The organism is Amycolatopsis coloradensis (assembly GCF_001953865.1).
Taxonomy (GTDB): Bacteria; Actinomycetota; Actinomycetes; order Mycobacteriales; family Pseudonocardiaceae; genus Amycolatopsis; species Amycolatopsis coloradensis.
Map to the genome: position 1 here is coordinate 120,096 of NZ_MQUQ01000019.1, position 19,792 is coordinate 139,887.

General features: G+C 68.5%; 20 protein-coding genes and 1 pseudogene. 7 read left to right on the plus strand and 14 right to left on the minus strand.

What is annotated here, in order from left to right:
- Positions 1-91: 91 nt before the first annotated feature.
- Entirely contained in the window at positions 92-547 is a 456-nt protein-coding gene (locus BS329_RS32370) for a nucleoside deaminase (protein WP_076165627.1), read from the plus strand.
- A 239-nt stretch (positions 548-786) separates the two neighbouring features.
- On the opposite strand, the gene BS329_RS32375 is transcribed toward BS329_RS32370, so the two are convergent.
- Positions 787-2,055 (minus strand): GGDEF domain-containing protein, encoded by a 1,269-nt coding sequence (locus BS329_RS32375; RefSeq protein WP_084750470.1) that lies wholly within the window; start codon positions 2,053-2,055, stop codon positions 787-789.
- A gap of 224 nt (positions 2,056-2,279) precedes the next feature.
- Between BS329_RS32375 and BS329_RS32380 the strand changes: the two genes are divergently transcribed.
- Positions 2,280-3,230 (plus strand): chitinase, encoded by a 951-nt coding sequence (locus tag BS329_RS32380; RefSeq protein WP_076165630.1) that lies wholly within the window; start codon positions 2,280-2,282, stop codon positions 3,228-3,230.
- A gap of 529 nt (positions 3,231-3,759) precedes the next feature.
- Here the strand turns inward: BS329_RS32380 and BS329_RS32385 are convergent.
- The 10 genes and pseudogenes from BS329_RS32385 to BS329_RS32430 all read right to left on the minus strand — a co-directional run bounded on the left by BS329_RS32385 (position 3,760) and on the right by BS329_RS32430 (position 14,108).
- Complete coding sequence (locus tag BS329_RS32385; RefSeq protein WP_244197383.1) at positions 3,760-4,275, minus strand: hypothetical protein; 516 nt, start codon at positions 4,273-4,275, stop codon at positions 3,760-3,762.
- A 122-nt stretch (positions 4,276-4,397) separates the two neighbouring features.
- Complete coding sequence (locus BS329_RS32390) at positions 4,398-4,667, minus strand: hypothetical protein (protein ID WP_101606846.1); 270 nt, start codon at positions 4,665-4,667, stop codon at positions 4,398-4,400.
- A 106-nt stretch (positions 4,668-4,773) separates the two neighbouring features.
- Positions 4,774-5,394, minus strand: coding sequence for a TetR/AcrR family transcriptional regulator (locus tag BS329_RS32395; protein WP_076165633.1), 621 nt, complete (start codon positions 5,392-5,394; stop codon positions 4,774-4,776).
- A 74-nt stretch (positions 5,395-5,468) separates the two neighbouring features.
- Positions 5,469-5,744, minus strand: a pseudogene (locus BS329_RS32400) (SDR family NAD(P)-dependent oxidoreductase); the annotation flags it as partial.
- Positions 5,745-5,754: 10 nt separating this feature from the next.
- Positions 5,755-6,924 carry an acyl-CoA dehydrogenase family protein gene (locus BS329_RS32405; RefSeq protein WP_084750473.1) on the minus strand — a complete coding sequence of 390 codons (1,170 nt, stop codon included), beginning with the start codon at positions 6,922-6,924 and terminating at the stop codon, positions 5,755-5,757.
- Positions 6,921-8,873 (minus strand): acetyl/propionyl/methylcrotonyl-CoA carboxylase subunit alpha, encoded by a 1,953-nt coding sequence (locus BS329_RS32410; RefSeq protein WP_076165636.1) that lies wholly within the window; start codon positions 8,871-8,873, stop codon positions 6,921-6,923. The genes BS329_RS32405 and BS329_RS32410 overlap by 4 nt, the downstream gene beginning before the upstream one ends.
- Before the next feature lie 9 nt (positions 8,874-8,882).
- Entirely contained in the window at positions 8,883-10,481 is a 1,599-nt protein-coding gene (locus tag BS329_RS32415; protein ID WP_076165638.1) for an acyl-CoA carboxylase subunit beta, read from the minus strand.
- A complete protein-coding gene (locus tag BS329_RS32420) occupies positions 10,478-11,626 on the minus strand; it encodes an acyl-CoA dehydrogenase family protein (RefSeq protein WP_076165641.1) in 1,149 nt (382 codons plus the stop codon). Before BS329_RS32420 ends, BS329_RS32415 begins: the two co-directional genes overlap by 4 nt.
- Positions 11,623-13,317 (minus strand): acyclic terpene utilization AtuA family protein, encoded by a 1,695-nt coding sequence (locus tag BS329_RS32425; RefSeq protein ID WP_076165644.1) that lies wholly within the window; start codon positions 13,315-13,317, stop codon positions 11,623-11,625. The genes BS329_RS32420 and BS329_RS32425 overlap by 4 nt, the downstream gene beginning before the upstream one ends.
- Positions 13,314-14,108, minus strand: coding sequence for a TIGR03084 family metal-binding protein (locus BS329_RS32430; protein ID WP_076165647.1), 795 nt, complete (start codon positions 14,106-14,108; stop codon positions 13,314-13,316). The genes BS329_RS32425 and BS329_RS32430 overlap by 4 nt, the downstream gene beginning before the upstream one ends.
- 341 nt (positions 14,109-14,449) lie before the next feature.
- Here BS329_RS32430 and BS329_RS32435 point away from each other — a divergent pair, with 341 nt between their 5' ends.
- Both BS329_RS32435 and BS329_RS45235 read left to right on the plus strand, forming a co-directional pair.
- Positions 14,450-15,706, plus strand: a complete 1,257-nt coding sequence (locus tag BS329_RS32435) for an HNH endonuclease signature motif containing protein (RefSeq protein WP_076165650.1) — start codon at positions 14,450-14,452, stop codon at positions 15,704-15,706.
- Positions 15,707-15,775: 69 nt separating this feature from the next.
- Positions 15,776-15,901 (plus strand): hypothetical protein, encoded by a 126-nt coding sequence (locus BS329_RS45235; protein ID WP_279628216.1) that lies wholly within the window; start codon positions 15,776-15,778, stop codon positions 15,899-15,901.
- Here the strand turns inward: BS329_RS45235 and BS329_RS44215 are convergent.
- The 3 genes from BS329_RS44215 to BS329_RS32450 all read right to left on the minus strand — a co-directional run bounded on the left by BS329_RS44215 (position 15,895) and on the right by BS329_RS32450 (position 17,586).
- Positions 15,895-16,203: an MDR/zinc-dependent alcohol dehydrogenase-like family protein gene (locus tag BS329_RS44215; protein ID WP_076165653.1), complete on the minus strand. Its 309-nt coding sequence runs from the start codon at positions 16,201-16,203 to the stop codon at positions 15,895-15,897. The genes BS329_RS45235 and BS329_RS44215 overlap by 7 nt on opposite strands.
- A gap of 279 nt (positions 16,204-16,482) precedes the next feature.
- The gene (locus tag BS329_RS45240) at positions 16,483-16,611 is read right to left on the minus strand and encodes an alcohol dehydrogenase catalytic domain-containing protein (RefSeq protein ID WP_279628217.1); all 129 of its coding nucleotides are present in this window, start codon (positions 16,609-16,611) and stop codon (positions 16,483-16,485) included.
- Between the two features lie 114 nt (positions 16,612-16,725).
- Positions 16,726-17,586 (minus strand): NAD(P)-dependent oxidoreductase, encoded by an 861-nt coding sequence (locus BS329_RS32450; protein ID WP_076165658.1) that lies wholly within the window; start codon positions 17,584-17,586, stop codon positions 16,726-16,728.
- Positions 17,587-17,636: 50 nt separating this feature from the next.
- Between BS329_RS32450 and BS329_RS32455 the strand changes: the two genes are divergently transcribed.
- From BS329_RS32455 to BS329_RS32465, 3 genes are all read left to right on the plus strand, one after another.
- Positions 17,637-18,053, plus strand: coding sequence for a MerR family transcriptional regulator (locus BS329_RS32455; RefSeq protein ID WP_076165661.1), 417 nt, complete (start codon positions 17,637-17,639; stop codon positions 18,051-18,053).
- A gap of 88 nt (positions 18,054-18,141) precedes the next feature.
- Positions 18,142-18,981, plus strand: a complete 840-nt coding sequence (locus BS329_RS32460) for an enoyl-CoA hydratase-related protein (RefSeq protein WP_076165664.1) — start codon at positions 18,142-18,144, stop codon at positions 18,979-18,981.
- Positions 18,978-19,586, plus strand: coding sequence for an acetoacetate decarboxylase family protein (locus BS329_RS32465; RefSeq protein WP_076165774.1), 609 nt, complete (start codon positions 18,978-18,980; stop codon positions 19,584-19,586). The genes BS329_RS32460 and BS329_RS32465 overlap by 4 nt, the downstream gene beginning before the upstream one ends.
- Positions 19,587-19,792 lie beyond the last annotated feature (206 nt).

Here is a 19,792-nt window from a genome sequence, read left to right on the forward strand (position 1 = left end):
AGCGGTGCCGGTGCCAAGTGGGCCGAGTGGGTCGTGAGTGGCAAGTCGGGCAACACCGTCCCCTTCACTCACGAAGCCGTAAAGTGGCCGGGTGATCGATCCCGCGCAGCTGCTGTCCGTCGCCCGCGAAGAGGCCGAACTCGGCAAGGCAGAGGGCGGGGTCCCGATCGGCGCCGCGTTGTTCGACAGCGCCGGTGTCCTGCTCGGCCGCGGGCACAACCGCCGGGTCCAGGACGGCGACCCGTCGATGCACGCCGAGACCACCGCCTTCCGGAACGCGGGCAGGCGGCCGCACTACCGCGACACGATCATGGTCACCACCCTCTCCCCCTGCTGGTATTGCAGCGGGCTGGTGCGCCAGTTCGGCATCGGCCGGGTGATCATCGGCGAGGCCGCCACGTTCGAGGGCGGGCACGGCTGGCTCGAGGAGAACGGCGTGGGGATCACCCTTCTCGACGACCCGGCGTGCACCGCACTGATGACCGAGTTCGTCCAGGACCATCCGGAACTGTGGTTCGAGGACATCGGGGTCCCGACCGAGAACTAGTCGAACGTTCGCGGGTCAGGCCCCCGCCTTGTCTTCCCAGGAAGCCGACGGACAACGGGATCGCCGGCATGAAGAGAAACCAGCCGATGTCCGCCGTATTCTGCGGAGAGAGGCCCTCGTTGAGTCGGGCGAACCAGCACGTCGGACGTCATGCGCCGACGATCCCGTACCGTTGATCGCCGACGCCACCTTGACGTCGGCATTCGACCTCATCGGGCGAGCCGCGACCCAGTTCGGCGCTAGCCGAGCGGTTCGTCGGCCTCGAAGACGAAGGTCCGGTTGCGGCCGGCCCCCTTGGCCGCACGCAACGCCTGATCCGCCGCACCGACGAGCCTGTCGAGTGTCTCTCCGCCGGCGGGATGTGACGAGACCCCGATCGACACGGTCGCCCCGGCGAACGTCCCACCGAGTGAGACGAACGTCGACGAAATCCGCAACCGGATGCGTTCGGCGATCGCGTGCGCGTCGAACCGGCTCGTACCGGGCAGCAGGACGACGAACTCCTCGCCGCCGAACCGGCCGACCAGGTCCGCCGCGCGGACCTCCGCGCGCAGAGTGTCCGCGACAGCGCGGAGAACGTCGTCTCCGACGTGCCTGCCGTGCCGGTCGTTGAGCCGGGCGAAATGGTCGAGATCGAGCATCAGCAGCGAAAGATCGGCGCCACGCCCGCGAAGCAGGTCGAATTGGGTGCGGGCACCGTCCAACCAGGACGAAGCGGTCAGCAGACCGGTGCCGGAGTCCGTGCCCGCGTGGCCGCGCAGGGCGCGCATCGTCCCCGCCCGGTGCAGCACCACCAGCGCACCGGCGAGTACCACGGTGACGAGCGGCCAGTCCACCGCCGACCACGCGAGCAACAGGCCGAACGCGACCATCGCCGCGTCGAAGGCGAATCCCGACGGCTCCGCCCCGAATTCGGCGGCGGGGGCGGCCAAGGCGGCGTCGACGGACAGGAATACCAGGCCGGTCGCGAAAACCAGCGCGAAACTTTCGAAATCCCTTGTCGCGTCGGCGAACGGGGGCGCGTGCAGCAACAGCGGAATGAGCGAAGCACCGAGTGCTGACAACATGGTGGCGGAGGCCGCGAACACCTGGCGATGCGGGATTCCGCGCCGGATCCGGAACCAGCGGTACCCCGCCGAAGCGACGACGAGCACGGCGGCCAGCGCGGGTGGCAACAGCAGCGCGCCCGCGAAGATCCAGGCCGCGTCCAGTCCGGCGCCGAGCCGGGTGTCGGCGCGGGACCGCTCGACGGGCCGCGAAAGCTCCGAACTGACGACCATTCCCGCCAGCAGGGCGGAAAACGGGAGCAGCGACGACGACGCGGGCGGCCGTAACACGAAGAGGTAGGTGGTGGCGGCCAAGGCGGCCGCGTCGACGAGGAGCAGGTACCCGATCAGGCCCCGCCTGGGTAGTTCCCACAGGCTCCAGGCCCCCAGTATCCGCCGCGGCGAGCCGAGCCGGTCTCTTCGGCCGCGGCTTCCGGTCGCCATCAGGGAGTCCCCCACCATTTCGGCAAACTAGCCGGAAACCGCGGAGCTGTCGATCCGCTTTCCGGGTAGTGACCCCCTACTAAGGTCGGTCGTTTCGGCCGGTAAATCCGGTGAATTCTTGACAGCCTTCAATGGTCTAGTCCACCGTGAGTCGAGTGCACCCTCCCGGTTGATACGCCGCGTCAAGACGGAGGTGCTCCACACCTGCGCGCCGCGATGCGCGCGTACCAGTTGGAGGACCTATGAAATCCTTACGACGCTGGGCAACACTGGCCACCACCGTCGGCGCCGCTCTCGCCACGGCCGCCGGCCTCGCCCCCGTCGCCTCGGCAGCCCCGGACACGGTGCTCGCCTCGCCTTACCTGTACCAGTGGTCGGGACAGACGGACCCGATCGCCGCGATGAACGCCACCGGGGTCAAGGCTTTCACCCTCGCGTTCATCCTCTCCGACGGCGGCTGCAACCCGAAATGGGACGGCAACCGTTCCCTCACCGGCTCCGACGCCACGATGATCGCCAACATCCGGGCCAAGGGCGGCGACGTCATCCCTTCGTTCGGCGGCTGGTCCGGTACGAAGCTCGGCCCGAAATGCGGCACCCCCGCGGCACTCGCCGGCGCGTACCAGAAGGTCATCGACGCCTACAAACTCAAGGCGATCGACCTCGACATCGAGAACACCGACGAATTCGAGAACCACACCGTCCAGGACCGGATCCTGAACGCCGTCAAGCTCACGAAGCAGAAGAATCCCGGTCTGCGCGTGGTCATCACCATCCCGACCGATGTCGGCGGCCCCAACTCGCACGGAAAGCGGCTGATCAACCAGTCGAAGGCACTCGGCGCGGGCGTCGACGCTTGGTCGGTCATGCCGTTCAATTTCTCCAGCGGTGGTGACATGGCAGGCAAGACCCGCAGTGCCGTCGACGGGCTGAAGAACGTCGTGAAATCCACCTTCGGCCTGAGCGACGACGCGGCCTACCGGCGCAGTGGGCTTTCGTCGATGAACGGGAAGACCGACGTGGCCGGCGAGACGGTCAGCGTCGCCGATTTCCGCGCGATCCGCGACTACGCGGCGAGCAAACATCTCGCCCGGTTGTCGTTCTGGGCGGTGAACCGCGATTGCAACAACTGCGCGGGAATCGCACAGGGCAAGTACGACTACACGAAGATCGTGGCGGGTTACACCGGCTGACTTCCGTTCCCCACCGGCGTCAGCCCGTGAAGGCCTCCTTGCCTGCCTCAAAGCAGAAAAGGAGGCCTTCACCGTACTACCGCTCAGCGGTCTCGTAGGCATGGCCCGTCGGGAGGCTGTCGCGAAAGCCACTTTCGGGACATCGGGTGTCCCGAAAGTGGCTTTCGCGACACCTCCGCACCGGTCCGGGGCGATGGAAAGGATCGGCGGCGACGGTGACGTGCTCGATCATCGCGGCGTCCTCCCACAGTTCCGCCTTGGGGAAACCGTGGGTTCCGGTGAATTCGGCGACGAAGTCGTCGTGATTCTTCTTGTACGTCGAATGCGTCGCGCCGATCGGCGATGCCGGGACAGCTCGGCCACCAGCCCGGCTGTTCTCCGAACCGTGCCGACAGCGGTGACCGCCACGATGCGCTGGGCCACGGCGACGATCTCTTCGGCGGCGACCCGCCGGTGGTCGGCGTTGCTCCCGGAGAACGGCTGGCTTCTTGTTCGACGGTGAGCGATACCGCCGATCACCCGGGCGGCGCTACCCGCCCCAGTGCGGCAGGCGACCGCCACCTCGATACCAGTCGTGGTACCACTCGTGGTCGTGGTGACCGGCGCGCGGATCCTGCCGTTCCGGGGTGGTGACCGGCGGCGGCGTGGGTGACGGCCTCTCCGAGCCGTGCATCGCCGCGGTCAGCGGGGGCGGGGGCGCGACACTGCCCCCCGGCGGCCCCGACGGGACGGGGGAAGGCACCGCGTCGTCCGGGACCTCGACCGCTTGCGGGGCAATCATCAGCGACGGTGGCGGGAGCGGCGTTCCCGGGATGAGGTCGGCCGAGTCGGCCGGGGTGAGCAGCACGGCGAGCAGGCCGCCGACGACGAGACCGCCCGCCGAAAGCGCGGAGATCCGCCGGACCCTCCCGATGCCGGGAGTGGTGGTGCTCGGCGCCCGGTGCCTCGGCCCGCGCGGTCCCCGGCGACGGGGTGCCGCACCCGCCTCCCGCATCAGTGCGCTCAGGGCGTCCCCACCGCCGTGGCGGCGAGCCGTGCGTGCCATCGGCACCTCCCAACCCGGTCCGTCGCGCAGCGCGACGGCCTCGTCCAGGGGTGGATCCTAGGAACGCGGGAGGCGGTTGTAAACGGATCTCGTCCACACCGGACAGTCGGTGCGGTGAAGGGTCAGGCAGCCGCGGTGACCGCGATCGCGGCCTCGCCTGCCTCGGTCAGCTCAGCGGGCACGCGGCCGGTGACGGCGGAGAGGCCGGTGGACTCGGCGGGGCGGATGTAACCACCGTGGGCGAGGGCGTGCGCGGTCATCTGGTCACAACAGGCGAACCCATCGATGAAGAGGTCCGGCTCGCAGCTGCACGACATCTGGGCGCGGCGGGCCGCGACCGCTCGCAGCATCGCCATGGCTCGATGGGACAACTCGACCTCTGAACCGGACACCGGACTGACCTCTCTCGATCAGCTACCTGAATCGGCAGCACTTACACCGTGTTATCGGTCGCTGCTCCATCAGTGTTAACAAGATCTCAGACGTTCCCGGGAATCTCTACGTTCCGTTCGATCTTCTTGCTTTTGCCACTGCCAGCGTGGGCTCCAGGACCCTGGCCCACTGCGCGACGATCTGCTTGCGGCGCTTCGTGTCATCGGTCAGCAGATTCGCCAGTCCCAGGCCGCGGGCAAGATCGAGAGTGGCCTGGACCAGCTCACGAACGCCCTGGTGGGACTCGTCGACACCGAAGAGTTCGACCGTCACCCGATGTGCTTCCCTGCCCACTCGCGCTTCCAGCGGCACCAGGGTCGCGCGCAGCCCTTCATCGGTCGAGGCGGCGACCCACAGGTGGAGCGCGGCCCGGAACATCGGCCCGCTGTAGAGGTTGAGCACCATGTCGACGGCCCGCTCGATCCGCGACCGCCCCGACGGCAGTTCCGCCGCGCGGGCGCGCAGTTCCACGATCTGGATCTCGCCGACGTGCTCGACCGCGGCCGCGACCAGGTCCTCCCTGGTCGGGAAGTGGTGCTGCGCGGCACCACGCGAGACCCCGGCGCGTTCGGCGATGATCGCGACCGTGGTCCCGTTCCAGCCCAGCTCGCCGATCGTCTCGACGGCGGCCTCGACCAGCCGCCGCCGGGTCGTGCGGCTGCGCTCCTGCTGCGGTTCGCGGATCATCGCCGGTCTTCGACCCAGAAATCGAGCTGCGGGTCTTCCTCGGACCCGCCGACACGGTACTTCGAGAAGTCGGTGTCGATCCCGCCGAACTGCTCGACCGTCCGCGCGATCGCGGCCTCGACCGACGTGTCGTCCCGGACGTCGCCGACGATCGGCAGCGCCTGCCCACCGGCGTCCTCGATCGCCTTGGCCGCGGTGTAGACGGTGCCCGGCAGTTTCGGATGCGACTCGGCGGTCTTGGCCAGCAGCGCGATGTTCGCCCCGTCGCGGGCGGCGCGGACCGCGATGGCCTCGCCGATGCCGCGGCTGCCGCCGGAGATGATGATCGTCTTGCCGTGGAGCGTGCTCATCGCTCGCCTCTCAGTAGGACCGGGGCAGCCCGAGGCTGTGCTGGCCGACGAAGTTGAGCACCATCTCGCGGCTCACCGGAGCGATACGGCCCAGCCGGACGGCCGTGACCAGCGTGCCCAGCCCGTATTCGCTGGCGAGCCCGTTGCCGCCGTGGGTCTGCACGGCCTGGTCGACCGCGCGGATGGCGACCTCGGCGGCCGCGTACTTCGCCATGTTCGCCGACTCGCCCGCGCCGAAGTCGTCGCCGGAGTCGTAGAGCGAAGCCGCCTTCTGCGTCATCAGCTTGGCCAGTTCCAGCTCGATCTTGATCTCGGCCAGCGGATGCGCGAGCCCCTGGTGGCTGCCGATCGGCGCGCCGCCCCACACCTTGCGCTCGTTGGCGTAGGCGACGGCCTTGGCCAGCGCGTACCGCGCGATGCCGAGCGAGAACGACGCGCCCATGATGCGTTCGGGGTTGAGCCCGGCGAACAGTTGCGCGATCGCCGCGTCCTCCTCGCCGACCAGCGCGTCGGCGGGCAGGTGGACGTCGTCGAGGAACAGGCCGAACTGCTTCTCCGGCGAGATCAGGTCCATCTCGATCTGCTTGTACTCGAAGCCGGGCGCGTCGGTCGGGACGATGAACAGCGCGGGCTTGAGCTTGCCGGTCTTCGAGTCCTCGGTGCGGCCGACGACCAGGACGGCGTCCGCCTCGTCGACGCCGGAGATGTAGACCTTCCGTCCACTGAGGACCCAATCACCGCCGTCGCGTTGGGCGGTGGTGGTGATCTTGTGCGAGTTCGACCCGGCGTCGGGTTCGGTGATCGCGAAGACCATCCGCCTGCTGCCGTCGGCGATACCCGGCAACCAGCGCTTCTTCTGCTCGTCGGTGCCGAAGCGCGAGATGACCGTGCCGCAGATCGCCGGCGAGACGACCATGAGCAGCAGCGGGCTGCCGGCCGCGGCGAGTTCTTCCAGCACCGCGGCGAGATCCGCGATACCCGCTCCCCCGCCGCCGTACTCCTCGGGCAGGTTCACGCCGAGGTAGCCGAGCCGTCCGGCCTCGGCCCACAGTTCCTCGGTCTTGAGTCCGGCGCGGGCCTGCCTGGCGTAGTACTCGTGCCCGTACTTCTTGCCGAGTTCGGCGACAGCCGCCCGCAGCGCGACGCGCTCCTCGGGTTCGGTGAAGTTCATCGCGTTCATTCGTTCTCTCCTACCACCGCGAGGATCGTGCCCACTTCGACCTGTTGTCCGACGACCACCGGGAGTTCGGTCACGACGCCGTCGGCGGGCGCCGCGATCCGGTGTTCCATCTTCATCGCTTCCAGCCACAGCAACGGATCACCGGTCTTGACGGTGTCACCGGCCTCGACCGCGAGCCGGACGACGGTGCCCGGCATCGGCGCCACGAGCGAACCGGCGGCGAGCGCGGCGTCCGGATCGGTGTACCTCGGCACCACGCTCAGTTCGACGGCGCCATCGGGCGAATCGACGTACACCGCGTCGCCGTACCGGGCGACAGCGAACGTCCGCCGCACCCCGGCGGCCTCCAGGACGACACGGTCGCTCGCGGCGGAAACCAGTTCCACGCCGTCGAATCCGTCGGCGCGCAGACCGTCGCGGGTGAGCGTGTAGACGACCTCGATCTCGTCTTCGCGTGCGAGGAAACGTTTGCGCTGCCCCTGGGAGTGGACGTTGCGCCATCCGCTGGGCAGCCGTCCCTGCACCTGGGCGCCCGCACGGTTCCCCGCCGCGCCCGCCAAAGCCGCGGCGAGCGCGGAAATCCGCACGGTGTCCACAGTGGCCAGTGGGCGCGCCAAGGTATCGAGCCCGTGCCGGTCGAAGAACGCCGTGTCGGTCTCACCGGCGAGGAAGGCCTCGTGCCGCAGGACGTTCACCAGGAGGTCGCGGTTGGTCACCACGCCGTGGATCTCCGCACCGGCCAGCGCGCCGGCCAGCGCCCGTGCCGCGCTCCGGCGATCGGGGGCGAAGGCGATCACCTTGGCGAGCATCGGGTCGTAGTGCACGCCGACGGCCTGGCCGCTGACGAAGCCGGAGTCGAGCCGGACACCCGGGCCCACCTCGAATTCCCGCTGCGCGGCGGGGACCTCGAACCGGTGCAGGGTTCCGCTCTGCGGCTGCCAGCCCGCGGCCGGGTCTTCGGCGTAGAGCCGGACCTCGATCGCGTGCCCCCGCGTCTCCGGCTCTTCGATCGGGAGGTGCTCGCCTTCCGCGACCCGCAGTTGCCAGGAGACGAGGTCGAGGCCGGTCGTGGCCTCGGTGACCGGATGCTCGACCTGGAGCCGGGTGTTCATCTCCAGGAAGTAGAACCGCCCGTCCGGACCGGCGAGGAACTCGACCGTCCCGGCACCGACATAGTCGATCGCCTGCGCGGCCTTGCGCGCGGCGTCGAACAGGGCTTCCCGCATGGCGTCGTCGACGAACGGCGACGGGGCCTCTTCGACGACCTTCTGGTGACGGCGCTGGATCGAGCATTCCCGCTCCCCCACCGCCCACACCGTGCCGTGGGTGTCGGCGAGCACCTGGACCTCGATGTGGCGCCCGGTCTCCAGATACCGCTCGCAGAACACCGTCGCGTCACCGAAGGCCGAGGCGGCCTCCGCACTCGCTCCCTCGACCGCTTCGGCGAGTTCGCCGAGCGAGCGCACGACGCGCATCCCGCGCCCGCCACCCCCGGCGGATGCCTTGACCAGCAACGGAAGATCGTCCTCGGTGACCTCGGCCGGGTCCAATTCGGACAGGACCGGGACACCGGCGTCGGCCATCATCCGCTTGGACTGGACCTTGGAGCCCATGCTCTCGATGGCCTCCGGCGGCGGGCCGACCCAGGTGAGCCCGGCGTCGAGCACGGCACGGGCGAACCCGGCGTTCTCGGACAGGAAACCGTAACCGGGGTGGATCGCGTCGGCGCCGGTCTCGGCGGCCGCCTTGATCAGCAGTTCGGCCCGCAGGTAGGTGTCGGACGGCGCGTTGCCCGGCAGCCGGACGGCGACGTCCGCCTCGGCCGTGTGCGGTGCGTCGGCGTCCGCGTCGGAGAACACCGCGACCGTGCCGATCCCGGTGTCGCGGCAGGTGCGGAACACGCGGCGGGCGATTTCACCACGGTTGGCGACCAGAAGTTTCTCGATCACGTTCGGCCCCTACATCCGGAAGACGCCGAAGCCTTCGGCGCCCTTCACTGGTCCATTGTGGATCACGGACAGGCTGAGCCCGAGCACCGTGCGGGTGTCGCGGGGATCGATGATCCCGTCGTCGTAGAGCATCCCGGAGAGGAACATCGGCATCGACTCCGCCTCGATCTGCCCCTCCACCATGGCGCGCATGGCGGCGTCGTGCTCCTCGTTGTAGTCCTGACCCCGCGACGCGGCGGCGGCACGGGCCACGATGGACAGCACGCCAGCCAGCTGCTGCGGCCCCATGACCGCGGATTTCGCGCTGGGCCAGGCGAACAGGAACCGGGGATCGTAGGCACGGCCGCACATGCCGTAATGCCCGGCCCCGTACGAGGCGCCCATGAGCACCGACAGATGCGGGACCTTCGAGTTCGACACGGCGTTGATCATCATCGCGCCGTGTTTGATGATGCCGCCCTGCTCGTATTCCTTGCCAACCATGTAGCCGGTGGTGTTGTGCAGGAAGACCAGCGGCGTGTCGATCTGGTTGGCGAGCTGGATGAACTGCGCGGCCTTCTGCGATTCCTCGCCGAAGAGCACGCCTTGGGCGTTGGCGAGGATGCCGACCGGGTAGCCGTGGATGCTCGCCCAGCCGGTGGCGAGACTGCTTCCGTACAAGGGTTTGAACTCGTCGAAGTCCGAACCGTCGGCGACCCTGGCGATCACCTCGCGCGGGTCGAACGGCACCCTGAGGTCGGTGGGCACGATGCCGAGCAGGTCTTCGGCGGAGTACAGCGGCTCGGCGTAGTCCGGTTTCGGCGTCGGCCCCTGTTTGGTCCAGTTGAGCCGCTTGACGATGCCGCGGCCGAGCCGGATCGCGTCCTCTTCGTCCGCGGCCAGGTAGTCGGCGAGGCCCGACGTGCGGGCGTGCATTTCGGCGCCGCCGAGCGATTCGTCGTCGGACTCCTCACCGGTGGCCATCTTGACCAGCGGCGGCCCGCCGAGGAACACCTTCGCGCGCTCCTTGACCATCACGACGTAGTCCGACATGCCGGGCAGGTACGCACCACCCGCGGTGGAGTTGCCGAACACCAGCGCGATCGTGGGCACCTTCGCCGCCGAAGACCGTGTGAGGTCACGGAAGATCCGGCCGCCGGGGATGAAGATCTCCTTCTGCGTCGGCAGATCCGCGCCGCCGGATTCGACGAGGTTGATCACCGGCAGGCGGTTCTGCGCGGCGATGTCCGCGGCGCGGTAGCTCTTCTTGGCCGTCCACGGGTTGCTCGCCCCGCCTTTGACCGTGGGGTCGCTCGCCGAGATCATGCACTCGACGCCCTCGACCACCCCGATGCCGGTGATCACGCTGGCGCCGACCTGGTAGTCCGAACCCCAGGCCGCCAGCGGGGAAAGCTCCAGGAACGGCGAGTCCTCGTCGAGGAGGAGTTCGATCCGTTCGCGCGCGAGCAGCTTGCCGCGTTTGCGGTGCCGGGTGACGTACTTCTCACCACCACCGGCGATCGCCTTGGCGTGCTCGCCGTCGATCTCGGCGAGTTTGCCGAGCATGGACTCACGGTTGGCGGCGAACTCCTCGCCTCGATTGTCCACGGTGGACCTGATCGTGCTCATGCGGTGTATCCCAATCGCTTCGCGGCCAAGCCGGTGAGGATCTCGTTGGTACCGCCGCCGATGCCGAGGATGCGGACGTCACGGTAGTGGCGCTCCACTTCGGCCTCCCGCATGTAGCCGAGTCCGCCGTGTAGCTGGACGGCTTCGTTGACCACCCATTCGGCGGTCTCGACGGCGGTGTTCTTCGCGAAACAGGCTTCGGCGATGACCTCTTCGCCCGCGACGTGCCGCAGCGCGACCTGGCGGGTGTAGGTCCGGGCGACGTCGATCTTGCGCGCCATCTCGGTGAGCTTGTGCTGTACCAGTTGACGGGAGATCAGCGGACGGCCGAAGGTCTCCCGCAGGCGGCACCAGTCCAGCGTCAGGTCGAGTGCCCGCTGCGCGTGCGCGTAACCCTGCACCGCCAGCGAAACCCGCTCGGTGACGAACTGGGTGGCGACCTGCGCGAACCCGCTGTTCTCGGCACCGATCAGGTTCTCCGCGGGCACCCGGACGTCCACATAGGACAATTCGGCGGTGTCCGAGCAGAGCCAGCCCATCTTCTCCAGTTTGCGGGAGACGGTGAAACCCGGCGTGCCGCGTTCGACCACGATGAGCGAGATGCCGTGGGCGCCGGATTCGCCGGTGCGGACCACGGTGGTCACGAAGTCGGCGCGGCAGCCCGAGGTGATGAACGTCTTGGCACCGTTGATGACGTACTCGTCGCCCTCACGCACCGCAGTGGTGCGGATCCCGGCGACGTCGGAGCCGCCGTCGGGTTCGGTGACCGCGAGTGAGCCGATCTTGGCTCCCTCCAGGGCCGGCCGGACCCAGCGTTCGATCTGCACCGGATCCCCGGCCGCCGCGATGTGCGGAACGGCGATACCGCAGGTGAACAGCGAGGCGAAGAGCCCGCCGGAGCCGCCCGCGTAGTGCAGTTCCTCGGCGATGACGACGGCGTCGAGATAGTCGCCGCCCCCGCCGCCGACCTCCTCGGGGAAGCCGACGCCCAACAGCCCGAGTTCCCCGGCCTTGCGGTGCAGGTCGCGGGGCAGTTCGCCCTCGCGCTCCCAGCCGTCGAGGTGCGGCAGGATCTCGGTTTCGGCGAACCGCCGGACGGTCTCGCGCAGCTCGGCGCGTTCCGGCGTGGCGAAGAGGTCGGTCACAGGAGAGCCTCCGGGATGTCGATCTCGCGGGAGCGCAGCCATTCCCCGAGTGCCTTCGCCTGCGGGTCGAACCGCGCCTGCGACGCGACGCCCTCACCGAGGATGCCTTCGATGACGAAGTTGATCGCCCGCAGGTTCGGCAGCAGTTGCCGCCGGACCTCCAGGCCGACGGTCTCCGGGAGCAGCAGTTTGAACTCGGTGACGGTGAGCCGGTGCGCGAGCCAGCGCCACGCCTCGTCGGAACGCGCCCAGACGCCGACGTTCGCGTTGCCGCCCTTGTCCCCGCTGCGGGCGCCGATCACCTTGCCCAGCGGCGCCCGGCGGACCCGCGCCTGGGTGAACGGGGCAGGCAGCCCGTATTCGTCCACATCGGACAGCGCCAGGGTGTCGGTGGCTTGCGCGATGTCGCGGCGCGTCCCATCCGGTAGGACGGCGACGTGTGGAACCTCCTGCGCGTCCACGAAAGCGGCTCGGTAAACGCCATACGGCGATGCCGACGAGGGCGGCGCGGTGACGTGGAAGCCGGGATAACTCGCCAGCGCGAGTTCGATCGCCGCACCGCTGAACGCGCGCCCGGCGACCTCCGGATCGGCGTCCTTCACCGCGACGTGCAGCAACGCACTCGCCTGCTGTTCGGTTTCGGCGTCCGCCCGATCGGTGCGGGCCAGCGTCCAGCGGACCTCGGCGGGCGGTCGCGCTTCGAGCGCGCCTTCGAGTTGTTCCTTGACCAGCGCGGCTTTCGCTTCGATGTCGAGTCCGGTGAGGACGAACGTCGTCTCGTTGCGGAAACCGCCGAGCCCGTTCAGGCAGACTTTGAGCGTCGGGGGCGGTGGCTCGCCGGTGACGCCGGTGATCCAGACGCGATCCGGGCCGTCGTCGGTCAGGGTCAGCGTGTCGAACCGCGCCGTGACGTCCGGCCCGGCGTAACGGGCGCCGGTGATCTCGTAGAGCAGTTGCGCGGTCACGGTTCCGGCGTTCACCAAGCCGCCGGTTCCGGGATGTTTGGTGATCACGCTGGAGCCGTCGGCGGAGATCTCGGCGATCGGGAAACCCGGGACACCGACCTCGTGTTCGGTGAAGAACGCGTAGTTGCCGCCGGTGGCTTGCGTGCCGCATTCGATCACGTGCCCGGCCGCGACCGCGCCGGCGAGCGCGTCGTAGTCGTCGCGCGCCCAGCCGAAGTGCGCGGCGGCCGGGCCGACGATCACCGACGCGTCGGTGACGCGCCCGGTCACCACCATGTCGGCACCCGCGGTCAAGCATTCCGCGATCCCCCACGCACCGAGATAGGCGTTGGCGGTCAACGTCTTGCCGAAACCGAGTTCCTCGGCGCGCTGGATCAGGTCGTCGCCCTCGACGTGCGCGATGGCGACGTCGACCCCGAGCTTCGCGGCCAGTTCACGGAGCGCGTCGGCGAGACCAGCGGGGTTGAGCCCACCGGCGTTCGCGACGATCTTGACACCCTTTTCCTTGGCCAGCGCGAGATTCTCCTCCATCTGACGGAGGAACGTCTTGGCGTAGCCGCGGTTCGGGTCCTTCATCCGGTCTCGGCCGAGGATGAGCATGGTCAGCTCGGCCAGGTAGTCACCGGTCAGCACGTCGAGCGGGCCGCCGGTGAGCATCTCGCGGACGGCGGAGAACCGGTCGCCGTAGAACCCGGACGCGTTGCCGATCCTGATCGGCGCCGTCATGCGAACTGCCCCGGCTGCCGACCCGCGCCGGGAGGTCCGGCGAAGGCCTGCGCGATCCCGAGCCATTCCTCGACGTCGGCGCCGGTGGCGACGAGGTCGGTGTCGTCAGGATGACGGCGCTGGGTGATGACGAGGCAGAAGTCGACGGCGCTCCCGGTGAGCCGCTGCTCCGCGTCCTCCGGCCCGAAAGCCCAGGTGGAGCCGTCGGGCGCGGTCAACTCGACCCGGAACTCCTCGCCGGGCGGGGCGAGCGAGTTGAGCTTGTAGGCGAAGTCGCGCGTGCGAGTGCCGAACCGGGCGATGTGCCAGAGCCTGCCGGTGTTCTCGCGCGCGACACCGAACGTGTCGAAGATGTCCTGGCCGTGCGCCCAGGTCTCCATGAGGCGCGCGGTCACCATCGACGCGGCACTCATCGGCGGCCCGTACCAGGGGACCTTCTGCCCGTCGGGCACCGCGGCGAGCGCTTCGGCCAGCTCCGCGCGACCGGCACGCCACTCGGCCAGCAACTCCCGGGGCGGCGCCTTCGCACCCTCGGCCGCGCCGTCGTCGACGTAGCTCTCCCCCGTCGCGAGCAGCCCTTCGATCTCGGCCTGCCACTCGGCTTCGGACCCCCGCGCCGCGATCAGCGCCTTCTTGTCCGTCCAGGCCAGATGAGCGATCTGATAGGCGATCGTCCAGCCTTCGGCCGGGGTCTGCCGCGCCCAATCCGACGCGGGCAGCTCCGCCACCACGTCGTCGATGGCCTGCGATTCCGCCGCGAGATCCCCAAGGATCACGCCAAGGTCAGCCATGCCCGCCTCCTCGCGTCTTCACCAGGCTCGCACCCCTCGTCAGAAAAATCAAGCACGCCTGATTGTTTTGTCGGCAGGTCCAGCCGACGGCCTTGAAGCGGGGTTCGTCGGGCTGGTCCGTCCAGCTGTCACCGAATAGTTGGTGAGCGTGGAGTGAGGTCGGTGCGACGGACGGGGGTAACCAAAGAAGTGGGCGCCAATGCAGCTGCGCCAATACTTCCCCAAGGCCGACAACAGCAGACACTGGGACGACTTAAGCCAATCAGAGCGTTCAGCAAAATTCTGCCAAACTAGAGTCAGTGCACTAGCACAGGTGTTCGATCAGGGGTATTGTTGGTGTCGTGGCCAGCGACAACAGTCTCCAGGGAGCGCGTACCGAGTGGTGGCGTGCTGATACTGCGACGCTGCATGCCCGTAAGCAGGAAATCGAAGTCTTGAAACGTCAGTTGGATGCCGAGCAGTATGCGATCCTCGCGGAGTTGAATACGCGCGGAATTCGTGGGTGCAGTGGGCATTCGACGTTGATGGGGTTGATTTTTCAGGATTTCCTGGTGTCGGAGAAGGAAGCGTCGGCCCGTGCTGATCGGGCCCTGGCGTTGCATCCCGGTGTGGCCATCGGCGGGGGCGTGGTGCCGCCGTTGGCGCCGTTGACCGCGGAAGCCGCTGCCGAAGGCGCGATCGGTGGCGGGCAGATCGATGTGATCCTCGGCGCTCTCGCCCAGGTCCCCTCCTTCGTACCCGACGAGGAGGTGCGGGCCGGGGAGAAGATCCTGGTCGATCTCGCTCGCCGGGCTGGGCCGAAGGAGATCGTCATGGCCGGGCGCCGGATGCTGAACACGATGGACCCCGACGGCAAAGAACCCCGCGACAAGGATCCGAAAGACGCCCGGCCGGAGTTGCGGTTCGTCAAACACCGTGACGGCACACTCGGCTTCGCGGGAACCTTGGACCTGGAAACCTATGCCCGGTTGAAGTCCGACCTCGACCCGCTGGCAAAACCACACAAGGCCATCGACGGGGTCCGGGACTCCCGCAGTCAAGGCGAACGCTACGGGGACGCGTTCGCCGACTACGTGCGGTTGAAGACCGCCAGCCCCGATCTCCCCGGCCAGGCCGGGGAGTCCACCCAGATTTTGGTGACCATGGCCTACGAGGATTTGATGAACGAGGTCGGCGACGGCCTCCTCGATCTCGTCGGGCCGATCTCCGCGACCGACGTCCGGATCCTCGCCTGCGATGCCCGGATCCGGCCTGTTGTCCTCTCCGGCGCCGGGCAACCCCTCGACGTCGGACGCTCCAGCCGCTCCGCCACCACCCCGCAGAAACACGCGTTGAAAATCCGGGACGGCGGGTGTACGTTCCCGGGTTGCGATATGCCGGTGCAGCGCTGCACGGCTCATCACCTCGTTTTCTGGCGGCACCGTGGTGAAACGAAAATCGACAATCTGGTGCTGCTCTGCACCAAGCACCATCGGCTGATCCATAAAAGCGAGTGGAAAGTCCAGCTCGCCCAAGACGGACTCCCGGAATTCATCGCCCCCGCCTACCTCGACCCCACCGGGGAACCGAGACGCAACACCATGCACCTACGGGTATAGGCCGAAAGCCTTCCCGCACTGGACGGCGGCCATCACGAACGCGGCCCAGGCAGGCTTACCGTAGGCGAGATGCGCAAACGGGACGGGATCGGCGGCCTCGCCGCGCCGCTCGTCCTGATCGCGATGATCGCGCTGGTGATGGCCCTCCTAGCCTTCGGCGTCATGGCCGCGACGAATTACCTGCCGCGTCACTGATCCATAGTCACGAAACCCGGACGACCAGCTCCCCCGGCCTCGACCAAGTCGACATAGCACTGAAGCGCTTCGGCGGGCAGGTCGCTGCTCTCGCCGTCGTACGCGGTGAGCCGGACGCCGTTCGGGATCACCGCCATCGGGTAGAAGTCCGGGATCGACCAGACGTCGCTGAGCATCTCGGTGAAGCGCCCCAGTTCCAGTGCCGTGTTCACCCCGCCCGGCAAGATCTCGCGCACCGCGTCGGCGATCGAATCGTTGTCCACCAGCGGGTGATCGACGCCGAGCTTCCCCAGAGCATCCAACCGAGCGGGGTTCCGTGGTCGACAGGACGGTCAGGCCCTGTTCCTTCGCCGGCACCGCCGCGGCCACGCCGATCGACGACGTCCCACCGCGGATCAGGATCGTCTGCCCCGCGCGGATGTCGAGCCCGGTGTACAGCGAGCCGTGCGCGGTCTGCAGCATCTTTGGCAGCGCCCCAAGCGTCGCCCAGTCGAGTCTCAAGCGCACGGGGATCACCGAAGACGCGGGCACGACGGTGTATTCCGCGTAGCCGTCGTCGAAGGCGCGCCCCATCCCGCCCATCATCGCGATGACGCTCCGCCCGCGGCCTCGATCCCCGGCACGATCGGGAATGTCGCGTTCGTGGCGACACCGGTGCGCAGGTGGTACTCGGGCCGGTTCAGCCCGAACGCCTCGACCTTGACCAGCACCCATCCCTCACCAGCCCCGCATCGGGACATCCCTGATCCGCAACGCCTCGGGCGGGCCGGGTCCGTCGAGCACGATCGCACGCATGTCCGCGCCCAACCTGACCCGGCTCGCTGTTATCCCTCCGACCGCTCGAACTCCCGGATCAGCACCGGGTACTGCTCCCCGCCATGCCCCGCCGCGATCGCGCGGTCGGCCATCGCCTTGATCAGCTTCGGCAGTTCGGCGTTCACGCCCAGCGCTTCGCTCTCCTCGACCATATGCGCCATCGCCCGTGCGTCGGTCTCCAAGGCCGACACCTCGGCCGGGAACGAGCCCTTGTCGACCTGCTCCGCGTAGCCGGGTAGCCAGCCTGCGACGCCGACGGCGATTTGCTGTGCGAAGGTCGCGTACGTTGCGGCATCGACGCCGGCGGTCCGCAGCATCGCGGTGCCTTGCAGCCACGCGTTCAGAACGCTCCACATCATCGTCAGGCCCGCGACGTCGTACAGGGAAGCCAGGCCGTGATCCTCGCCGAGATACGAAACCGTTCCGAGCGCGTCCAGCGCCGGATCGAGCCGAGGCCCGCTGAGCAGGATCACCGAGTCGGGGGTCCCGATCGACGACGGGATGGCCATGATCGCGCCGTCCAGATAGCGGGCGCCCTGCTTTTCGGCCCAGGCGGCGGTTTCCCGCGCTTGAGCGGAGTCGCCCGAGGTCAGGTTGACCAGCGTCGTGCCCTCCAGCCTGGCGTCGCCGAGCAGTTCACGCACGGCCGGGTAGTCGGTGAGGCATACGATCGTCACGCCGCCCGCCTCGAGCGCGTCGCCGACCGAGGGGGCGAGCCGCGCGCCTTCGGCCACCAGCGAGTCGGCCTTGGCTGCCGTCCGGTTCCATACCGTGGTGGGATGCCCGGCTTTCAGGAACGCGCGGGCGAGCGCCTGGCCCATCAGGCCGAGGCCGAGAACCGTGATCGGGGTATTCGTGGTGTCGGTCATGGCACCATCGTCAACGTTGATACCGGTATGAAGGTCAAGTGGGGAAAGCGATGAAGATCGGGGAACTGAGCCATCGGACGGGCGTCCACGCCCATCAGCTGCGCTATTACGAGGCCCAAGGCCTGCTGGAGGTGGGCCGCGGGACGAACGGCTATCGCGAGTACGACGAGACGGCCTTGCTGCGGGTGAAGCAGATCCGGCATCTGCTCGCCGCCGGCCTGTCGTCCGAGGACATCGCGTATCTGCTGCCCTGCGCGATCGGCGAGAAACCCGAGCTGATCGGCTGCCCCGAGTTGCTGGCCGCGATGCGGGAGCGGCTCGGACGCCTGGACGAGCAGCTGGCCAAACTCGCCCGTTCACGTGACGCGCTCGCCGACTACATCGTCGTGGCCGAGCGAGTCGGCGGCGAGACCTACCCGCCTTTCGACGGCAGCGGCCCCCTTCTGCAAGCGGGCACTCAGCGGTGACGGCCTGTCCACAGAGGACAGACATGCACCGGGACGACGTCGAGTGAGCCTTATTGACACCTTGTCAACGTAGCCTTACTTTCACGTCATGAGCGCGTACGCCGAAGTCACCTACGAGGTTTCCGACCGCATCGCGACGGTCACGCTCAACCGGCCGGAGGCCCGCAACGGCTACACCATCCGCATGGCCGACGAACTCGGCGACGCGATGGACCGGGCCGACCGCGACGAGGACGTCCGAGTGGTGATCCTGACCGGCAGCGGCAAGGACTTCTCGGTGGGCGCAGACCTTTCGCAGGGCGGTTTCGACTTCGATCCGGAGTCCGGCCCGGACGCGGCGTGGCAGGAGCCGGCGGGACGCTGCTCGAAGCGGATCTTCACGATGAACAAACCGGTGATCGCCGCCCTGCGGGGCGCGGCCGTCGGCGGCGGTGTCACGATCACGCTGTCGTGCGATTACCGGCTGGCGTCCACGGATTCGCGCTTCGGCTTCGTGTTCGTCCGCCGGGGGATCTACCCGGAAGGCGCGTCCGCCTGGTTCCTCCCCCGGCTGGTCGGGATGGGCACGGCACTCGACTGGATGATCAGCGGCCGCGTGTTCGGCGCCGAGGAAGCGAAAGCCGCCGGACTGGTCCACAGTGTTCACGACCCCGAAGAAGTCCTCGCCAAGGCACGCGGACTGGCTCTCGAAATCGCCACGACCACCTCGCCGGTTTCGGTCGCGGTGACCCGTCAACTGCTGTACCGGATGGCGAGCGCCGAATCGCCGTTCCCCGTGCACCAACTGGACTCCCGGCTGATCGGCGGACTGGGCAGCAGCCCGGACGCCGTCGAAGGGGTCATGTCCTTCCTGCAGAAACGACCACCGGAGTTCTCCATGCGCGTCGACACCGATCAGCCCGCTTACCTGCCGTGGCGGAACGCGTGACCGCCTATCCCCCGGAGCCGTGGAACCTGGCGGGCCAGGCGTACCTGTCCTTCTGGCGTGTTCCGGTGAGCGAACTGCCCGAGTTGCCCGACGGCGTCGAACCGGCCGTCGCGGGTGGCCGCGCGCAGGTGTTCGCCGCCTGGGTCGACTACCAGGAGCCGGGACAGCTCCAGTATCACGAGCTGCTGGTGACGGTCGCCGTCCGCGGCAAGCGCCTGTCCAGCTCGATCACCGGCATCTGGGTCGACAGCGAGGTCTCGCTCGCCGGCGGGCGCGCGCTGTGGGGCATCCCCAAGGATCTCGCCGCGCTCGACTTCACCCACGGGCGGACCTTCACCGCCTCCGCGGCCACTCAGGAGGACTGGATCGCGACGGCCGCCTTCACCGCTCGCCCGACCCTCCCGGTGACGCTGCCCGCCGCCTTCGACGTCGTCCAGATCCTGGACGGACGTCTCAAAAGGAGCCCCGTCCGGGCGAAGGCGCGCCCTCACCCGGCGGCCGCGGAGTGGCGGATCAACGAGGCCGGACCACTGGGCTTCCTGGCCGGTCAGCGGCCCGTTCTGAGCGCCAGCCTGCGTGATTTCAAGATCGTTTTCGGCGGCTGAGCAGCCGCTGAGCGTGATCGCCTAACCCGCCAGGGTGAGACCGCGACACGCCACCCATTGGGGCACGTGCAGCCTCCAACCCCTACATGTAGTCTCTGGGAACCGGCACCGCCCAGCGACGGGGAGACCGCTCGGGAGCGGTTGCCGGACAGCTTTGTGAACGTGCAGCGCATGGCCTTGTGCGGCCTTGCGGTGCTTCAACGCGC